We start from the raw sequence: 17,060 nt of genomic DNA, 5'->3' as shown, positions 1-17,060 counted from the left end.
TGTTGGCCGGGGCGGTGTGCTGGCGTCGCGGCGCCCGGTTACCAGCCTATGTCCCTGAGCAACGGATACGTCAAATCGCGCGGCGGCCTGACCTCGTGCGACAGGTCGTCGTTGATCGACGGCTCCATCAACTGGTTGGGGATGGCGCTGGTGTCGTAATGCGACACGGACGATCCGGGCAGATTGGGATCGGTCGCGTACATCAGCACCCTGCCCGCCAGATCGGTTCCGGCGCGCACCGCCAGATTGACGCCAAGGTTGGCGATCAGGCCCGAACTGGCCCGCGACCGCGTCGCCAGCACCGCCTTCAGCGCGGTGCCATCCTCCAGCGAAATCCGCACCGCCGGAATAACGATGGTCGGATCGCTGCCGCCCAGGTCCGGCGGCGGCGATCCGGGCGCGTTGTCGACGATGATGACGCCGATGGCGCCGGCGTTCTGCACGTTCTTGACCTTCGTCACGAACGTACACACGCCGCGGTCGATCAGCGCGATCTTGCCCTGGACGGCGCGGGCGTTGGGCTCCGACAACGGCGTGCATGCCAGGCCGGCATTGGGCGGCGTATCGATGACCGGCATCACCTCGCCGGTCACGCCGGGACTGCCCAGCGGTGGCCCGAATTCCGCCACGCCGACCCGCTGGATGCCGGCCACGCGGGACGGCGACAGGACCGTCAGCACCGGCGTGCCCGGACGCAACACGATCTGCGCCGCCTCGGTCACGATGGGGCCGTTCCAGACCAGCCGGCCGGCGCGCCGGGCCGACGCGGCGCGCTCCGCGTCGGTCATGTCCTTCCACAGCTTGTTGGTCGCGGTATCCAGCAGGAAATAGTCCCAGATGCTGGGGATGCCGGCCAGCAGCTCGCCGGTGGCGTCGTCGGTGTAGGTCTGGAAGCCCAGGCCGTGCGCGAACTCGTGCAGCAGCACCGACACCAGATCGATGTACGGGCCGTGGTTGTTGTCCAGCCCCAGATAGAAAGGCGCACCGGTAAGGCAACCCGGCTCGCCCAGATTGACGTTGAAGCGGGCGCGGATCTCGGGCATCTCCGGGTCGGCGTCGAACCCGATCAGCCTGTTGGTCTCGGCCTCGCCGTACCAGGCGTTGGTTTGCGGCGCGCCGGGGAAATTCGCGAACACCTGCAATGCGCCGGCGGAACCCAATACGGCGGAGTTATCGCTGCAATTCAACGCCGGCCACGTCGCCAGCACGCGGATCGGCTCGACGCTGTCGAGCGTCGAACCCCAGATGCTGGCGGCGGCCTGGAAGGCGTTGATGCGCTGCGCCCCGAGTGTGGTGCCGGTGTTGCCGCCGACGGGCGCCACCGGCCTGGGGTCGTTGAACCCGACGCCGGCGGGGTCGCCGTTGACGATGACGATGGTGGCGGCCGCCCAACTGGCGGAAGAGAACAGCATGGCCAGCGTGGCGCACATGGCGATCAGTTTATTTCTCATGATGTTCTCCCACCGTGCTTTCCGGTTCGCATGTTTCGCTGAGCTTGCCGTCGGCGTCCTTGCGCGCGCGGGCGTAGCGCTCATGCCGCTCATCCAGCATGACGGCGATGCCTCCATGCGGCGGCAGGGTGATCGACGGTGCGGGCATGGCGCCACGGGGCGGGCCGGTCAACGCGGTCGCCTGCTGCGGTGTCGGCGCGGTCAGCTTGCCGGTCACCGGGTCCTTATAGGCCATCATGCCATCGGCTTGCGGCGCCGCTCGCGCCGGCTCCGGCACGGTTCGCGCCGTCTCTCGCGGCGCCTGCGCGACAACACTTACATTGGGAAATTCCATGACGCCGTTGGCGGCTGGCGGCGAGGCGATGGCACTGGAACCGGCGGCGACGCCGACCAGTCCCGCCAGAAGTTTAGTCAGGTTCATATCAAGCCCTTTGGTAAGAACATCGAATCGAACAAAAACCATGGGTATGGTTCAACTTGCCACAGTTAGACGCGGCACAGCTCGACTTGGTTCCACTTCAGGCCGGACGGATTTCCTGATCTAGTTCAATAGGTGGACGGGACGTCAGGCGACGCTGGTATCGATACGCACGCCGCCTTTGAGCGTCAGCGTCACGGGGGTCTTCTCGGCGATTTCGGCCAGGCGGGCTTTTTGATCGGCGTCGAGCGGGCCTTGGAAGGTCAGCACGCGCTTGATCTGTAAGGCGCCGTCGGCTGCCGGCGCCAGGTGCAGGGCCACGTCGACCGCCTCCATCGGCCACTGCTTGCGGTCGGCGTACATGCGCAAGGTGATCGCCGTGCACGAGCCGAGTCCGGCCAGAATGAAGTCATACGGCGCCGGCCCGGCGTTGGCGCCGCCGTTGCGCGGCGGCTCGTCGCCGGTCAGTGCGTGGCCGCCGACCTCGATCGATGTCTTATAAATATCCCTGCCGATGCGTGCGACGCCTTGTGCCATGATCATTCTCCTTGGCGCTATTTTAGCGTGCCCGCCCCGCGCCGGCGGCACGATTCGGCTCCGCCAAAAGACAGAGCGGGGTCAGTGCCGACATTCGGACACGACCCCATCCAAAACAGCACTCGATGGACCAGCCCGTGTCCGAATGTCGGCACTGCCCCCCCGAGCTCCGGGAAACAACGCTTTGCTTGTTTCCGCAAGCTTCATGTTGGTAAAGATTTGTAAAAGGCAATAATTGGCATGGGCCTTCTGTAAAATAGCAGACTTCCCACATCAGATAAGACGGCGCCGACCGACGGCCCGCCAGCCTCATGCAAAAGAAGCAAAAGAAACTCTTGTCCCACTGCCTGACCGGCGGCTCGCTCGGCGTGCTGTTGGCCGCGCCCCTCGGCGCCCTGGCCCAAACCACTGCCGAAAAACCTGTCGCAAAGCCCACCACCACGGCCACGCCCGCGAAGGACGCGGCCGTGGTGCCGTCCGTCACCGTCGCCGGCGAGCGCCCGACCAACCGCATCGACCGCCAGGTCTACGACGTCAAATCCGATGTTTCCAGCACCAACGGCACCGCCGCCGACGCGCTCAACAACGTGCCGTCGGTGGCCGTCGATCCTGACGGCACCGTCACCTTGCGCGGCAGCAGCAATGTGCAAATCCTGGTCGACGGCAAGCCGTCGGCCATGCTGCAGGGCGAGAACCGCGGCGCCGCGCTGCAGGCCATGGGCGCCGACGATATCGAGTCGGTCGAGGTCATCAACAACCCGGGCGCGCAGTTCGGCAACGAGGGCGGCGGCGGCCCCATCCTCAATCTGGTGATGCGCCGCAACCGCAAACCGGGCGGCTTCGGCACCGTCAACGCCAACGCCGGCAAGGACGGCCGCTACAACAGCGCCGTCAACGGCAGCTACAACGAGGGGGCCTGGGGTTTCCAGGGCGGCCTCAACGTACGCCACGACGGCCGTAACTCCACCGCCGAAGTCAGCCGCGACCGCCTCGACCGGTCCACCGGCCAGTTCGTCCACAGCAGCCAGTCGTCGGTCGGCAAAGGCCTCAACGACATGGTCGGCGCCAACGGCACCGTCAGCTACAACCTCAACCAGACCGACACGCTGACCGCCAGCGCCTCGTACAACGGCCGCACCAACGACCAGCGCGGCACCGACCGCTACGTCAACGGCGCCACCGCGTTCAGCCCGGCCAACGAGTACGTGCGCTCGACCGTGCGCGAAGGCGACAGCAAGAACTACAGCTGGGGCGGACGCTACGACCACAAAGGCGAACTGCCGGGCGAATCGCTGAAGATCGACCTGCGCGTGTCCTCGTCGGACAACGACAACGACAGCAACTACGCCAACGATTACGCCACGGCGGGCTTCGCCGACACGCGCGCCTTCCAGCACAGCGACACCACCATCAAGGTGGTCGACTTCACCGGCGACTACGAGCGGCCGCTGTGGGGCGGCTCGGCCAAAGCCGGCTACAAGGCGGCCAGCACCAAAAGCACGTTCGACACCCTGTACACCGATATCGATCCGCTGACGTCGGCCGCCATCGTCAACCCGGCACGCACCAACCGCTTCGAAGTCGACGAGACGGTGCTGGCGTTGTACGGCTCCTACCAGATGCGCCTGAGCGAGAACTGGGGCGCGCTGGCCGGCCTGCGCACCGAATACACCGACATGGACATCCGCCAGATCACCAGCGGCACGGAAGACAAGAACAGCTACGTGAACTTCATTCCGAGCCTGTTCGCGACCTACAAGGTTAACGACACGGCCAATATGCGCTTCGCCTACGCGCGCCGCATCCGCCGGCCCGGCGCCAACGACCTCAATCCCTACCAGGTCTACCGCGATGAATTCAACGTCTCCGCCGGTAACCCACGGCTGATGCCGACCAAGACCGATTCGTTCGAGGTGGGCTACGAGACCAAGGTCGCCGGCCTGGAGACCAACCTGCGCGCCTACTACCGCGAGGATTCGGACGCCATCGTCGACTACCGCTACTTCATCGCCAACAACGTGCTGCTGACGACCAAGCAAAACGGCGAAGGCAGCCACTCGAGCGGCCTGGAATTCACCGTCAGCGGCAAGCTGCTGCCTAATCTGACGATCAACACCAGCGGCAACCTGGCGCGCAGCCAGCAGCGTTCGCAGGACGACACGGGCGTCTACAGCACGCGCACCGCCAATTCGCTGAGCGGCCGTTTGCGGCTGAACTACCAGTACAGCGCCGCCACGCAGATGCAGATGGCGTTGCAGATGATGGGCAAAACCTTGTCGGGCCAGGGCTACCGCTCGCCGAACCGTACGCTCAATCTGAGCGCCCGCCACGCGCTGACGTCGCAACTGAGCCTGGTGGCCAATGTCACCGACGTGCTGGATAAGAACAAGATGGAAACGATCATCAACAGCAGCACGCTGCGCGAGACCAGCACCAGGCGGTTCGACGGGCGCGTGTTTTATGTGGGGTTGTCGTACCGCTTCGGCGGCCCCGGCAACTCGTCGTCGGAGCGCGAAGGCGGCGGCTTCGGACCGCGCATGGGACCGGGCGGACCGGGAGGACCTGGCCCCGGCGGCGGCCCGCCAGGCGCCTAAGACCCCGGAAGGCCGATACGTTCTAAGACACGTAGGGCGGATTAGGCGGAACGCCGTAATCGGCCATCTATGCGCCGCCGACGGAGCATGCATGGCCGATTACGGCTTCGCCTAATCCGCCCCACGTATCTCCGGGGTGACTCAGGCGACACGGTGCCGATTACTTCACCACCGCCAGCTTCTCGCGCGTGGCGTTCTTGAACGTGTAGATGGTCAGCACGCCATCCTTCACATCACCGCGCGCGTCGAACGCGATATTGCCGGTCACGCCCTTGTACTGGATCTTCGCCAGCTCCGGCAGATACTTGGCCGGATCGGGTGAGCCGGCCTTGCGCATCGCCGCCACCATCGTCATCAGCGCGTCGTAGGTGTACGGCGCATAGGTCTGCACCTCGATCCCATAGCGCTTCTTGTACGCCACACGGAAATCGGCCATGCCCTTTTCCTGCGACGGCTCCACCCCGCCCGCCTCCGCGCAGATCACCTGCCCGTCGCTCATGGCGTTGCCCGCCAGACGCGGCACCGAGTCGGAGCACATGCCATCCCCGCCCATGAACTTGATCGGAATCGCCAGCTGCTTCATTTGGCGCAGCATCGGGCCGGCCACGGCGTCCATGCCGCCGAAGAAAATCATATCCGGCCTGGTCGCCTTGACCGCCGTCAGGATGGCGCTGAAGTCGGTGGCCTTGTCGTTGGTGAACTGCGTCGACACGATGCTGGACCCGGATGCGGCCCCGCCACGCTTGACGTTCTTGATGAATTCATCGGCCAGGCCCTTACCGTATGCCGTGCGGTCGTCGATGACGGCGATGCGCTTGGCCTTGACCTGCTGCATGGCGTAGCGGGCCAGCGCGGCGCCCAACTGCTCGTCGTTGGCGACATTGCGGAAGGTGGTGTTGTAACGCTGGCGCGTGTACTGCGGATTGCTGGCCGACGGCGATATCTGTGGGATGCCGGCGTCGTAGTAAATCCGCGAAGCGGGGATCGAGGTGCCGGACGTCTCGTGCCCGATCACGCCCTGCACCCTGGCATCGACCAGTTTTTGCGCGGCGGCCGTGGCCTGCTTCGGATCGGCGGCGTCGTCCTCCGCCTGCAGCACGATCTTGTACTTCTTGCCGCCGATGACCACGCCCTTGGCGTTGAGCTCATCGACCGCCATGCGGGCGCCGTTTTCGTTGTCCTTGCCCAGGTGGGCGATCGGACCCGAGGTGGCCGCCACATGGCCGATTTTAATGATGTCCTCGGCCCGCGCGGCGGGCGCGCCAGAGGCCAGGGCCAGCGCGATGGCGCCGGCGATCGTCGTTGTTTTTACTACGGTTGCTTTTGTTGGGAACTTCATACAATCCTCAGTGGTTAACTTGGCAAGGATACCATCCGCTACCAGACTCTGCATTCCGTGCGTTGCTACTGGTATAACTGAAGTAAAATAATCAATCGAAACATTTGCCTCAGGGATAACAATATGGCAATTTCCCAACGCATCGCGCGTTTAAAGCCTTTGGCCACCACGGCCATGCATGGCCGTGTCGACGCCATGAAGGCGCGCGGCGAGGACGTGATCGATTTTTCCATCGCCATCTCCCACTTGCAGGCGCCCGAGGCCGTGCTCGAGGCGGCACGCGAAGGCCTGCGCCAGCCATCGCTGGCCTACACCGCCGTCGTCGGCGACGCCCCGATCCGCGCCCGGCTCGCCGCCAAGGTCGTCAACGAGAACGGCATAGCCGCCACGCCGGCAGACATCCTGGTCACCAATGGCGCCAAGCAGGCACTGTATCAAGCTTTGTATGTGATGGCCGATCCGGGCGACCGCGTGATCATCTTCAAGCCGCATTGGCCGGCCTACGTGGCGACCAGCAAACTGCTCGGACTCGAACCGGTGCTGGTCGACCTGCCCGCCGTGATCACCGCCGAACTTCTGGACAGCCTGCCGCCGGCCAAGGTCCTGATCATCAACAACCCGCACAACCCGACCGGCGCGGTGCTGACAGCGGCCGAAATCGACCGCATCGGCGCCTGGCTCCAACGCACCGGCACCCGCGCCATCGTCGACGAGAGCTACGAGAAGCTGATTTTCGACGGCGCCCATATCAGCCTGGCCTCGCGCCCGGACTGGCGCGAGCTCGGCGTCGTCACCTTGTTCTCGGCCTCGCAAAGCTACGCCATGATGGGCTGGCGCGCCGGCTTCGCGGTGGCGCCGCCCGATCTGGTCTCGGCGATGGAGACGCTGCAAGGCCCGATCACCGCCGCCGCGCCAATGCTGATCCAACTGGCGCTGGCCGCCGCCTTCGAATCGGGCGAACCGCGCGCGATGCTGGCCGACTACCGCGCGCGCCGCGATCTGGTGCTCGACCTGACCGCCGGCCTGCCGTGGCTGACGATGCGCTGCCCGGCCTCCGGGCCGTACCTGTGGGCCGACGTCTCGCCGCTGACGATGGACACCGCCGCGTTGTCCGAGCGGCTGCTGGCCGAGCGCTCGGTGGCGGTGATGCCGGGCGAGGCGCTCGGCGCGCCGGGCCACATCCGCATCGGCTATATCTCCGACGATGTGGCCACGCTGCGGCGCGGCGTCAAGGCCATCGTCGACTTCGGCAACGCACTGTACCGCGCACGCTGACCCGCTGTGGCCTTTCTCCTCTTCCAACTCAATAGCCTGCGCAGCCGGCTGATTTTGCTGGTGGCGCTGGCGATCGCGCCGATCGCGGTGATGACCGTCGTCAGCGGCGTGCGCGAACGCGAACACGCCATCCGCGTGGCCGAGGAAAACCTGCAACAGCTGACCAACCTGGCCGCCGCCAACGAGGCGCAATCGATCGAAAGCGCGCGCCAGATCCTGCGCGACCTGGCCAGCGTGCCCGATCTGATGGGCGACCAGGCCCATTGCAGCCGGCTGCTGGCCAATATCCAGAACCAGAATCCGGACTACGCCAACCTTGGCCTGATCCAGCTGAACGGCGACGTCACCTGCACCGCCATCCCGTCCAAGACGCCGGTCAATCTGGGCGACCGCACGCATTTCCGCCGCGCCGTCCATTTACGCCGCTTCGTCGCCGGCGGCTACATCTTCGGCCGCGTGATCCAGAAACACACCGTCAACCTCACCTATCCATTGCTCGACGAGGGGCAACAGGTGCAGGCCGTGTTGTTCGCGGCGCTGGACCTGACCAAGCTCGATCGCTTCGTCGCCGACATCCAGCTGCCGCCCGGTTCCCTGCTGATGACGGCCGATTCCGACGGCAAGATCATCGCCCGCAAACCCAATCCGGAGCAGTGGTACGGCAAACCGGTATGGCCGGAGATGCGCGCGGCCATGGCCGGCGAGCCGGGAAAGCCGGTGCTGCTGACAGGCCCCGACGGCGTCGAACGGCTGCACCGCTTCGCCCGCGTCGGCAACAATGGCCTGTCCGACTACACGGTCACGATCGGCATCCCGGCCGACGAGATCACCGCCGTCGCCCGCCGCGACCAGAAGCTCGACCTGATGGCGTTGGCGGTCACCTTGATCCTGGCGCTGCTGGCGGCGTGGTTCGTCGGCGACGTGCTGGTGCTGCGCCGGGTCAAGCGGCTGGCCACCACCGCCAACAGCATCGCCTCCGGCACCCTGGGCGCGCGCAGCGGCATCACCTACGGCAACGAGGAGATCAGCGAACTGGCGCGCGCGCTTGACGCAATGGCCGCCGCGCTGCAGGAAAAGGAGCTGCAGCACCTGCAGGCCGAGACCCAGCTGCGCCAGGCCGACCAGCGCAAGGACGAATTCCTGGCGATGCTGGCGCACGAGCTGCGCAATCCGCTGGCGCCGATCAGCGCCGGCGCCCAGCTGCTCCAGAGCGGCAACGCCAGCCCGCAGTCGGTCGAACGCACCGCCGGCATCATCGTGCGCCAGGTCACCCACATGACGCGGCTGGTCGACGACCTGCTCGACGTCTCGCGCGTGACGCGCGGCCTGGTGACGTTGACGCGGGTGCCGCTGAACGTGGCCGACATCGTCGCCGACGCCGTCGAACAGGCGGACCCGATGATGCGCGCCAAGCATCACCGCTTCGACCTGGTGCTGCCGGAGACGCCGCTGCAGGTGATGGGCGACCATAAACGGCTGGTGCAGGTGCTGGTCAATGTGCTTAACAACGCGGCCAAGTACACGCCGGCCGGCGGCGCCATCCGGCTGCTGGTGCGCGCCGAGGCGGGCGAAGTCAAGATGGTCATCAGCGACAACGGCATCGGCATGTCGGACGAACTGCGCGGCCGCGTGTTCGAGCTGTTCGCGCAGGCCGACCGCAATTCGGACCGCTCGCAGGGCGGCCTGGGACTGGGGCTGGCGCTGGTCAAAACGCTGGTCGAGCTGCATGGCGGCACGGTGGTCGTCGACAGCGGCGGCGACCAGAAAGGCAGCACCTTCACCATCAAGCTGCCCGGCACGGCGGTCGCGCAGGCGCCGGTGGCGGCCAAGCCGGCGGCCGCGCCGCAAACGAGGCTGCGCGTGCTGGTGGTCGACGACAACATCGACGCCGCGCAAACCTTGCAGCTGCTGCTGGAGACCGTCGGACACGAGGTCTTCCTCGCGCACACCGCGCATGCGGGATTGGAGATCGCGCAGGCGGTCGCGCCGCAACTGTGCCTGCTCGACATCGGCCTGCCTGACCTCAGCGGAAACGAGCTGGCGCGCGGCCTGCGCAAGCTGCCGCAGACGGCCGACGCCACGCTGGCGGCGGTGACCGGCTACGGACGCCGCGAGGACCGCGAGCTGGCCAAGGACGCCGGTTTCAATCATTATTTCGTCAAGCCGATCGATGTCGACGCCCTGCTGGCGATGATCGCCAAACTCCGTTGAACCACCCATAGGACCTCCATGCCCCGCATCCCCCGCGCCATCTGCGCCATCCTGGCCATCGGCCTTTCCGCCTATCCGGCCCTCGCCCATTCGCAGGATGAACAGCGGACCATGGCGCGCATCGCCGCGCACCCGGCGGTGAAACGGGCGCTGGCCTACATCGAAAAGAACGAGCCGACGACCACCGCCAACACGCTGGCGATCAACGCGATCCCGGCGCCGACGTTCGCCGAGTCGGCGCGCGCGGCCGACTACGCCGGGCGCATGAAGACTGCAGGCCTGCACGAAGTGCACCTGGACGAGGCGGGCAATGTGCTGGGCACCTACCGCGGCGCCGGCAAAGGGCCGACCATCGTGTTGGCCGCCCACCTCGACACGGTCTACCCGGCCGGCACCGACCTGGCGGTGCGTGAAAAGGATGGCCGCTTCTACTCGCCCGGCATCGCCGACAACGCCCGCTCGCTGGCGGCGGTGCTGGTGATCGTCAGCGCCATGCGCGACGCCGGCGTCGCCCCGGTGGGCGACATCCTGGTGGTCGCCAACGTCGGCGAGGAAAGCCTGGGCGACCTCAAAGGCGTCAAGCACCTGTTCAGCCAACGCAAGGATATCAAGGCCTTCGTCGGCCTCGAACCGGCACTGGGCGCGGACGGCGATCCGGTGACCCACATCGGCACCGGCAGCCGACGCTTCAAGGTGACGGTGCGCGGGCCGGGCGGGCATAGCTACGAGGGCTTCGGCCTGCCGTCGGCGGTGCACGCCGCCGGCCGCGCGATCGCCCGCATCGACGATCTGCGCGTGCCGGCCGAGCCCAAGGTCACCTTCAATGTCGGCGTGATCCAGGGCGGGCAATCGGTCAACAGCATCGCCGCCGAAGCAAGCATGCTGGTCGACATCCGCTCGGCCGACGCGCCGTTGCTGGCCGAGACCGAGCGGCGCATCAAGGCCGCGATCCAGCAGGGCGTGGACGAGACCAACCAGCGCTGGAACAGCAAGGCGATCACCGCCGACATCGCGTTGATCGGCGACCGCCCGGCCGGGCAGATGGCCAGGGATGCAAAGATCGTCAAACTGGCGCTGGCGGCGGCGAGCGCGCAAGGCCGGCCCGCGCTGCTCGACGGTCCCCATTCGACCGACGCCAACCTGCCGATGAGCCTTGGCATCCCCGCCATCACCATGCCGGCCGGCGGCAGCTCCGGCGGCTACCACTCGGAGAAAAACGAGTGGTGGGCGCCTACCAACGCTTTCGCGGCGCCTCAAAACGTCATGCTGACCATCCTCGGCCTGGCCGGCGTCCAGGGCGTCGCGCCGCCGGCTATCCCTTAAGTAAGACTGTACAGCGGGCCGCATGACAGTGATAATGGGAATCATTCCCATTTATCTCGAGTCCCATGCCACTTGTATTGAAGACCACGACCGTCTGCGTTCTCTCCGCCCTCTCCGTCCTCGCGCCGTCCGCGCAGGCCCAAACCGAACCCGAACTGCAAACGGTCGTCATCAGCGCCAGCGCCGACGCCTCGGCCGCCGGCCTGTCCAAGACCTTCGCCGGTGGCCAGGTCGCCAAGGGCGGGCGCGTCGGCATGCTCGGCAACATGGACAACATGGACACGCCGTTCAACAGCACCAACTACACGCAGCAGTTCATCGAGGACCAGCAGGCGCGCAGCGTGGCCGACGTGCTGCAAAGCGACCCGTCGGTGCGCGTGGCGCGCGGCTTCGGCAATTACCAGGAGATGTACATCATTCGCGGCTTTCCGGTCGCTTCGGACGATCTGGCCTACAACGGCTTGTACGGCGTGCTGCCGCGCCAGTACATCGCGGCCGAACTGCTGGAACGCGTGGAAGTCTTCAGGGGCGCCAACACCTTCCTCAACGGCGCCTCGCCCTCCGGCGGCGGCATCGGCGGCGCCATCAACCTGCTGCCCAAGCGCGCGCCCAACCAACCGCTCACCGAGATCAGCGCCGGCCTGCAATCGGGCCGGCAAACCCACCTGGCGGCCGACATCGCGCGCCGCTTCGGCGACGAAAACCGCATCGGCCTGCGCTTCAACGCCGTGCAGCGCAAAGGCGGCACCGCCATCGACGACGAACACCGCGAGCTGCAACTGGCGGCGCTGGGCGCCGACTACCGCGGACGTGGGTTCCGGCTGTCGGCGGATCTGGGCTGGCAGGACAGTAAGCTAAGCACCGCCCGGCCGGCCGTCAACGTCGCCGCCGGGCTGGCGGTTCCAGCGGCGCCGGACGGCGGCGCCAACTTCGGCCAGCCATGGGACTACTCCAGCGAGCGCGATGTCTTCGGCACCCTGCGCGGCGAGTGGGACGTGGCCAAGGACGTGGTGGCGTGGGCTTCGTTCGGCGGGCGGCGCGGCCATGAACTCAACCGGCTGGCCAGCACCCTGAACATCACCTCGACCTCCGGAGCCGGCAACCTGCGCCGCTTCGACAACGCCCGCGAAGACCATATCCACACCGGCGAACTGGGATTGCGCACCGCGCTGCGCACCGGCCCCGTAAGCCACAAGCTGGCGGTGACGACGACCGGCTTCGAGCTCGACTCGCGCAACGCCTACGCGACATCGGCCTACCAGGCGACGTCGCTCTACGACCCGCCGGTGATGGCCTTGCCGCTCCTGACCACCTTCGGCAACCCGCTGTCCGATCCGCGCACCACCAACAAGGTGAAGCTGGTGAGCGGCGCGGTGGCCGACAGCATGGGCTTCCTCGACGACAGCGTGCTGCTGACCGTCGGCGTGCGCCATCAACGCATCAAACAGACCGGCTACGCCTACAACACGGGCAAACAGAACGCCGATTACAGCGAGAGCGCCAACACGCCGATCGCCGCGCTGGTCTACAAGGCGTCGAAACAGGTGTCGCTGTACGCGAACTATATCGAAAGCCTGCAGCAAGGTGCGGTGGCCGGATCGACCGCCATCAATGTCGGCCAGATTTTCGCGCCGTACAAATCGCGCCAGAAGGAAGTGGGCGCGAAGTACGACGCCGGCCGCTTCGGCGCCAATGTCGCGCTGTTCACCACGACCCAGCCGCAGGGCGTGTTGAACCCGGCCAGCAAGGTGTTCGGCATCGACGGCGAGCAGCGCAACCGAGGCGCCGAATTCTCGGCCTTCGGCGAACCGCTGCGCGGCCTGCGCGTGCTGGGCGGCTTGACCCTGCTCGAAGCCACGCAGGAGCGCACCGCCGGCGGTGCGACCGACGGCAAGGACGTCATCGGCGTGCCCAAGTCCCAGGTGAATATCGGTGTCGATTGGGATGTGTCGGGCGTGCCGGGCTTGAGCCTGTCGGCGCGCGCTTTGCACACGGCGTCGCAAGCGGTCAACGCGGCCAATACACAGGAACTGCCGTCGTGGAACCGGCTGGACGCTAGCGCGCGCTTCCAGTTCGATCTGGATGGCCGCAGCTATACGCTGCGCGTACGCGTCGACAACCTCACCGACAAGAGCTACTGGGCCTCGGCCGGAGGCTCGCAGGGCGCCGGTTATCTGGTGCTGGGCGCCCCCCGCAGCTTCGCGCTCACGGCAAGCACGGAGTTCTAGCCAACAGCTTGGCGGCCAGCGCCTGACCGCTCAACCAGGCGTCCTCCACCCGGCCGCCGCCGAGCCAGTCGCCGCACAGGCCGACCCGCACCGCCGGCAGCCACACGGCCTGCCGCGACGACGCCGCGCCGGCCTTGGCGTAACGCCAGCGGTGCGCGGTGACGGCTTCCGGCCGCGGGCCGCCCAACTTCGCGAAGGCGTCAAGCAGCAGCGCCGTCACGACCGTCTCGTCATCCTCGATATGAGCCGTGCTCCACTCGGCGCCGGCCTGTAACACCCACACCTCGCTGCCGGCACGGCCGGGTTTTGAACTGTCGCGCGCGATCCAGCGCAGCGGCCCGTCGTTGATGAAGGCGGCGTCGTAGCCCGGCGTGTGGGGCCGCCCGAAACGCAGCATCAGGGTCCAGCTGGGGAGCATGGGTACGGCGCTGGCCTGCATCGCCGTCAATGGCAGCAACGGCTCCAGCAACGCGGCCGCCTGCGGCGCCGGCACCGCGAGCACCAGCGCGTCGTAACGCCCGGCGTGCGCCCCCTGCTCCTTCGAATGCAGGCGCCATCCCTCCGCCTCGTGGTGTATCTTGTCGATGGTGAAGCCGCTGCACACCTGCAAGCCGGCGGCAAGCCACGCCGCCGGAGCGTTCATGCGCGGCATGCCGACGAAGCGCGCGACGCTGTCCGGCTCCGCCTTGCCGCCGCCGATGACCGCGATCCTCGGCTCCCACAGCGCGGCCACGCCGGCCGCCTCCCAACGCGCGACCTCCTCGCGGAAAGCGTTGTCCCGTACCGTGAAATACTGGGCGCCGTGATCACACTGCCAGCCTTCGGCGCGCCGGGTGCTCATGCGCCCGCCGGGACCGCGCGCTTTCTCGAACAGGGTGACGCGGCAGCCCGCGTTCTGCAAATGCCGTCCGCATGACAGCCCGGCCAACCCGGCTCCGATCACCGCCACATTAAGACGTCTTCCAGGCATGGCGATGAATCCTCTTCTTTATAAAGTCCAAAGTATAAAGAGAAGACCGCGCCGGAAAAAGGCCGCGCCGGCTTTCGGCGGTTCAATTTCGGTTCATTCGACGCCATGACCCGCAAACTGCTAAAATGCGCAAAATAGATGAAAGAGGAGCGACATGTCGAAAGCGGAAGAAAAACCAGAACCGAAGCCCACCGGCTATCGCAGCGGCGTGGCCGCGCGGCTGGCGGGGCTGCCGGTGGAAACGCTGCGCGTGTGGGAGCGCCGCTATGGCGTCTCGGATGTCGACCGCTCGCCGCACGGCCAGCGCCTGTACTCGGCCGACCAGGTCCGCCGGCTTGGCCTGCTCAAACGCGTGGTCGACCAGGGGCACGCGATCGGCACCGTGGCCCGGCTGGCGGCCGATGAATTGATCGCGCTGGCCGGCGCCGCGCCCTCGCCCGCCGCCCCGGGCGCCGCCACGCAAACGCTGAAGATCGCCGTGGCCGGCGCCGCGCTGGCGCGACGCCTTGGCGCGATCCGCACCTCGCCGGAACTCGATATCGTCGCCAGTTGCTTCCAGTTCGAAGCCGCGGCCGAGGCCATGGCCGGCGTATCGGCCGACGTGCTGCTGATCGAATCGTCCGAGATGAGCGCCGACGCGCTGCCGCAAATCCAGGCAGCGCGCCGCGCGATGCAGGTGCGCACCGTGGTGGTGCTGTACCGCTTCTGCGACAGCGCCACCGTGCGCCGCCTGCGCGAACACGGGTGCCTGGTGGCGCGCGCGCCGTCCGACCCCGCCGAGGTGGCGGTTTTATGCAGCACGGCGCTGACCGGCGCGGCGCGGCCGCCTGCGGGACCGAGCACGCCGCCACCACCGCGCCGCCTGGACGACCAGGCGCTGGCGGCGCTGTCGTCGGCTTCCTCCAGCATCAATTGTGAGTGCCCGCGCCATCTGGCGGATATACTGATGATGCTGGCCAGTTTCGAGCGCTATAGCTACCAGTGCCAAAATCGCAACGCCAGCGACGCGGCGCTGCACGAGGACCTGGGCCGCAGCGCCGGCCACGCGCGCGTGATGATGGAGCAGGCGCTGGAACGGCTGGCGTATGCCGAAGGCCTGCCCCTGCCCGACAGGCCGTAACACCGCCGCACCCGCAGTTGTACTCATTATTTGAATTTCTGATTGGACTACCGCATGACCACCGAGCAGCTTCCGGCATATCGCCCTGCCACCACCACCGCCTCCGAGCGCATCCGCGCGCGCCTGATCGCCAGCAACACGCGCTTTCATGCCAACGACAACATCGCCGCCTACATCGAACCCGGCGAGCTGGACCAGCTGCTGGATGAAGTCAGCGGCCATATGCAGAAGGTGCTGGAAAGCCTGGTCATCGACACCGTCAGCGACCACAATACGCAGGACACGGCGCGCCGCGTCGCCAAGATGTACATGAACGAGGTGTTCGGCGGGCGCTACGTCGACATGCCGCCGGTGACCGAGTTCCCCAACGCCGCCAACCTGAACGAGTTAATGATCATCGGCCCGATCACGGTGCGCAGCGCCTGCTCGCACCATCTGTGCCCGGTCATCGGCAAGGTATGGATCGGCGTCATGCCGAACCAGCACTCGAACCTGATCGGCCTGTCCAAGTACGCGCGCCTGGCCAGCTGGATCATGAGCCGGCCGCAGATCCAGGAAGAGGCGGTGGTACAGCTGGCCGATCTGCTGCAGGAGAAAATGCAGCCGGACGGCTTGGCCGTTATCATGGAGGCGGACCACTTTTGCATGCAGTGGCGCGGTGTCAAGGACATGGACGCGCGCATGATCAACAGCGTCATGCACGGCTCCTTCCTCAAGGACCCGGCCCTGCGGCGCGAGTTCCTGTCGCTGATCAAACGCTGATATCACGGGAGAAATACGAATGCTCGTCCGACTTTTGTACGCCAGCCGCGCCGCCGCCGACACCCACGTGGGCGCGGTCACGGCCATCATGCAGCAATCGCACGCCTACAATCCCAAGCACGGCATCACCGGCGTGCTGTGCCATAGCGACCGTTCCTACCTGCAGGTGATCGAGGGCGGGCGCGACCAGGTCAACCGCCTGTACGGCAAGATTTTGCGCGACACGCGGCACACCGACGTGGTGCTGCTGCATTACGAGGAGATCTGCGAGCGCCGCTACTCGGGCTGGACCATGGGGCAGACCAATTTGAACAAGCTCAATCCGGGCACCTTGCTGCGCTACTCGGCGACGGCGGAGTTCGACCCGCATTCGTTGTCGGGGAAAAGCTCGCTGGCGTTGATCGATGAGTTGATGGCGGCGGCGGCGGTGCTGGGCCGCGCTTGACGCGCGAACTCGGGCCTGGGACCGACGCGGATCGCGGAGACACGTAGGGCGGATTAGCGCAGCGTAATCGGCCATCGGCGAGCCGCCGACGGCGCATCGCTGGCCGATTACGGCGTTCCGCCTAATCCGCCCTACGTGTCTCAGAATATCCCACCTTCGCCTTACTGCCAGCCTTGGCGCCACTTGGCCGCATCGGCCAGCTCGCGCCACGGCATGGTTTGCCGGCGGCGCGAATGCACCGCCTCCAGCACGATCTGCTCCACCGCCCCGCCCTGCTGCGCCGGTTCGACCAGCTCCACCACCATGAAATGCTTTTCCTTGTTGACGGGCGCGACCGCCGTCCACTTGCTCAGTCTGAGTTTTTGAGGACTCAAGCGCCGCATCGGC

General features: G+C 66.7%; 14 protein-coding genes. 8 read left to right on the top strand and 6 right to left on the bottom strand.

What is annotated here, in order from left to right; genetic code table 11:
* Nucleotides 1–38: 38 nt before the first annotated feature.
* From MRBLMU1_RS28585 to MRBLMU1_RS28575, 3 genes are all read right to left on the bottom strand, one after another.
* Nucleotides 39–1,451 (bottom strand): PA domain-containing protein, encoded by a 1,413-nt coding sequence (locus tag MRBLMU1_RS28585; RefSeq protein ID WP_363509201.1) that lies wholly within the window; start codon nucleotides 1,449–1,451, stop codon nucleotides 39–41.
* A complete protein-coding gene (locus MRBLMU1_RS28580) occupies nucleotides 1,441–1,872 on the bottom strand; it encodes a post-PEP-CTERM-1 domain-containing protein (RefSeq protein WP_363509198.1) in 432 nt (143 codons plus the stop codon). Before MRBLMU1_RS28580 ends, MRBLMU1_RS28585 begins: the two co-directional genes overlap by 11 nt.
* A gap of 144 nt (nucleotides 1,873–2,016) precedes the next feature.
* Nucleotides 2,017–2,406 carry an OsmC family protein gene (locus MRBLMU1_RS28575; protein ID WP_363509195.1) on the bottom strand — a complete coding sequence of 130 codons (390 nt, stop codon included), beginning with the start codon at nucleotides 2,404–2,406 and terminating at the stop codon, nucleotides 2,017–2,019.
* A 311-nt stretch (nucleotides 2,407–2,717) separates the two neighbouring features.
* Between MRBLMU1_RS28575 and MRBLMU1_RS28570 the strand changes: the two genes are divergently transcribed.
* On the top strand, nucleotides 2,718–5,000 hold the full coding sequence (locus MRBLMU1_RS28570) for a TonB-dependent receptor domain-containing protein (RefSeq protein WP_363509192.1): 2,283 nt from the start codon (nucleotides 2,718–2,720) through the stop codon (nucleotides 4,998–5,000).
* A gap of 160 nt (nucleotides 5,001–5,160) precedes the next feature.
* Here the strand turns inward: MRBLMU1_RS28570 and MRBLMU1_RS28565 are convergent, their stop codons facing one another.
* A complete protein-coding gene (locus MRBLMU1_RS28565) occupies nucleotides 5,161–6,339 on the bottom strand; it encodes a branched-chain amino acid ABC transporter substrate-binding protein (RefSeq protein WP_363509189.1) in 1,179 nt (392 codons plus the stop codon).
* A gap of 123 nt (nucleotides 6,340–6,462) precedes the next feature.
* Here MRBLMU1_RS28565 and MRBLMU1_RS28560 point away from each other — a divergent pair, with 123 nt between their 5' ends.
* The 4 genes from MRBLMU1_RS28560 to MRBLMU1_RS28545 all read left to right on the top strand — a co-directional run bounded on the left by MRBLMU1_RS28560 (nucleotide 6,463) and on the right by MRBLMU1_RS28545 (nucleotide 13,376).
* Entirely contained in the window at nucleotides 6,463–7,614 is a 1,152-nt protein-coding gene (locus MRBLMU1_RS28560) for a pyridoxal phosphate-dependent aminotransferase (RefSeq protein ID WP_363509186.1), read from the top strand.
* A 6-nt stretch (nucleotides 7,615–7,620) separates the two neighbouring features.
* Nucleotides 7,621–9,825: an ATP-binding protein gene (locus tag MRBLMU1_RS28555; RefSeq protein ID WP_363509183.1), complete on the top strand. Its 2,205-nt coding sequence runs from the start codon at nucleotides 7,621–7,623 to the stop codon at nucleotides 9,823–9,825.
* Nucleotides 9,826–9,843: 18 nt separating this feature from the next.
* On the top strand, nucleotides 9,844–11,148 hold the full coding sequence (locus tag MRBLMU1_RS28550; protein WP_363509180.1) for a M20/M25/M40 family metallo-hydrolase: 1,305 nt from the start codon (nucleotides 9,844–9,846) through the stop codon (nucleotides 11,146–11,148).
* A 65-nt stretch (nucleotides 11,149–11,213) separates the two neighbouring features.
* A complete protein-coding gene (locus MRBLMU1_RS28545; RefSeq protein WP_363509177.1) occupies nucleotides 11,214–13,376 on the top strand; it encodes a TonB-dependent receptor in 2,163 nt (720 codons plus the stop codon).
* On the opposite strand, the gene MRBLMU1_RS28540 is transcribed toward MRBLMU1_RS28545, so the two are convergent.
* Entirely contained in the window at nucleotides 13,354–14,346 is a 993-nt protein-coding gene (locus tag MRBLMU1_RS28540; protein WP_363509174.1) for an NAD(P)/FAD-dependent oxidoreductase, read from the bottom strand. The genes MRBLMU1_RS28545 and MRBLMU1_RS28540 overlap by 23 nt on opposite strands.
* A gap of 154 nt (nucleotides 14,347–14,500) precedes the next feature.
* Here MRBLMU1_RS28540 and MRBLMU1_RS28535 point away from each other — a divergent pair, with 154 nt between their 5' ends.
* From MRBLMU1_RS28535 to MRBLMU1_RS28525, 3 genes are read left to right on the top strand one after another with little or no spacing between them, the layout of a single operon-like run.
* Nucleotides 14,501–15,466: a MerR family transcriptional regulator gene (locus MRBLMU1_RS28535; RefSeq protein ID WP_363509171.1), complete on the top strand. Its 966-nt coding sequence runs from the start codon at nucleotides 14,501–14,503 to the stop codon at nucleotides 15,464–15,466.
* A 54-nt stretch (nucleotides 15,467–15,520) separates the two neighbouring features.
* Complete coding sequence (gene folE, locus MRBLMU1_RS28530) at nucleotides 15,521–16,228, top strand: GTP cyclohydrolase I (protein ID WP_090320107.1); 708 nt, start codon at nucleotides 15,521–15,523, stop codon at nucleotides 16,226–16,228.
* A gap of 19 nt (nucleotides 16,229–16,247) precedes the next feature.
* A complete protein-coding gene (locus MRBLMU1_RS28525) occupies nucleotides 16,248–16,673 on the top strand; it encodes a BLUF domain-containing protein (protein ID WP_363509167.1) in 426 nt (141 codons plus the stop codon).
* 161 nt (nucleotides 16,674–16,834) lie between these two features.
* Here the strand turns inward: MRBLMU1_RS28525 and MRBLMU1_RS28520 are convergent, their stop codons facing one another.
* Complete coding sequence (locus MRBLMU1_RS28520; RefSeq protein WP_363509164.1) at nucleotides 16,835–17,056, bottom strand: TIGR02450 family Trp-rich protein; 222 nt, start codon at nucleotides 17,054–17,056, stop codon at nucleotides 16,835–16,837.
* Nucleotides 17,057–17,060 lie beyond the last annotated feature (4 nt).

This window comes from Burkholderia sp. LMU1-1-1.1, assembly GCF_040675865.1.
Taxonomy (GTDB): domain Bacteria; phylum Pseudomonadota; class Gammaproteobacteria; order Burkholderiales; family Burkholderiaceae_D; genus Rugamonas.
The sequence above is the reverse complement of the archived record's forward strand: the minus strand, read 5'-3'. Positions and strand labels throughout refer to the sequence as shown.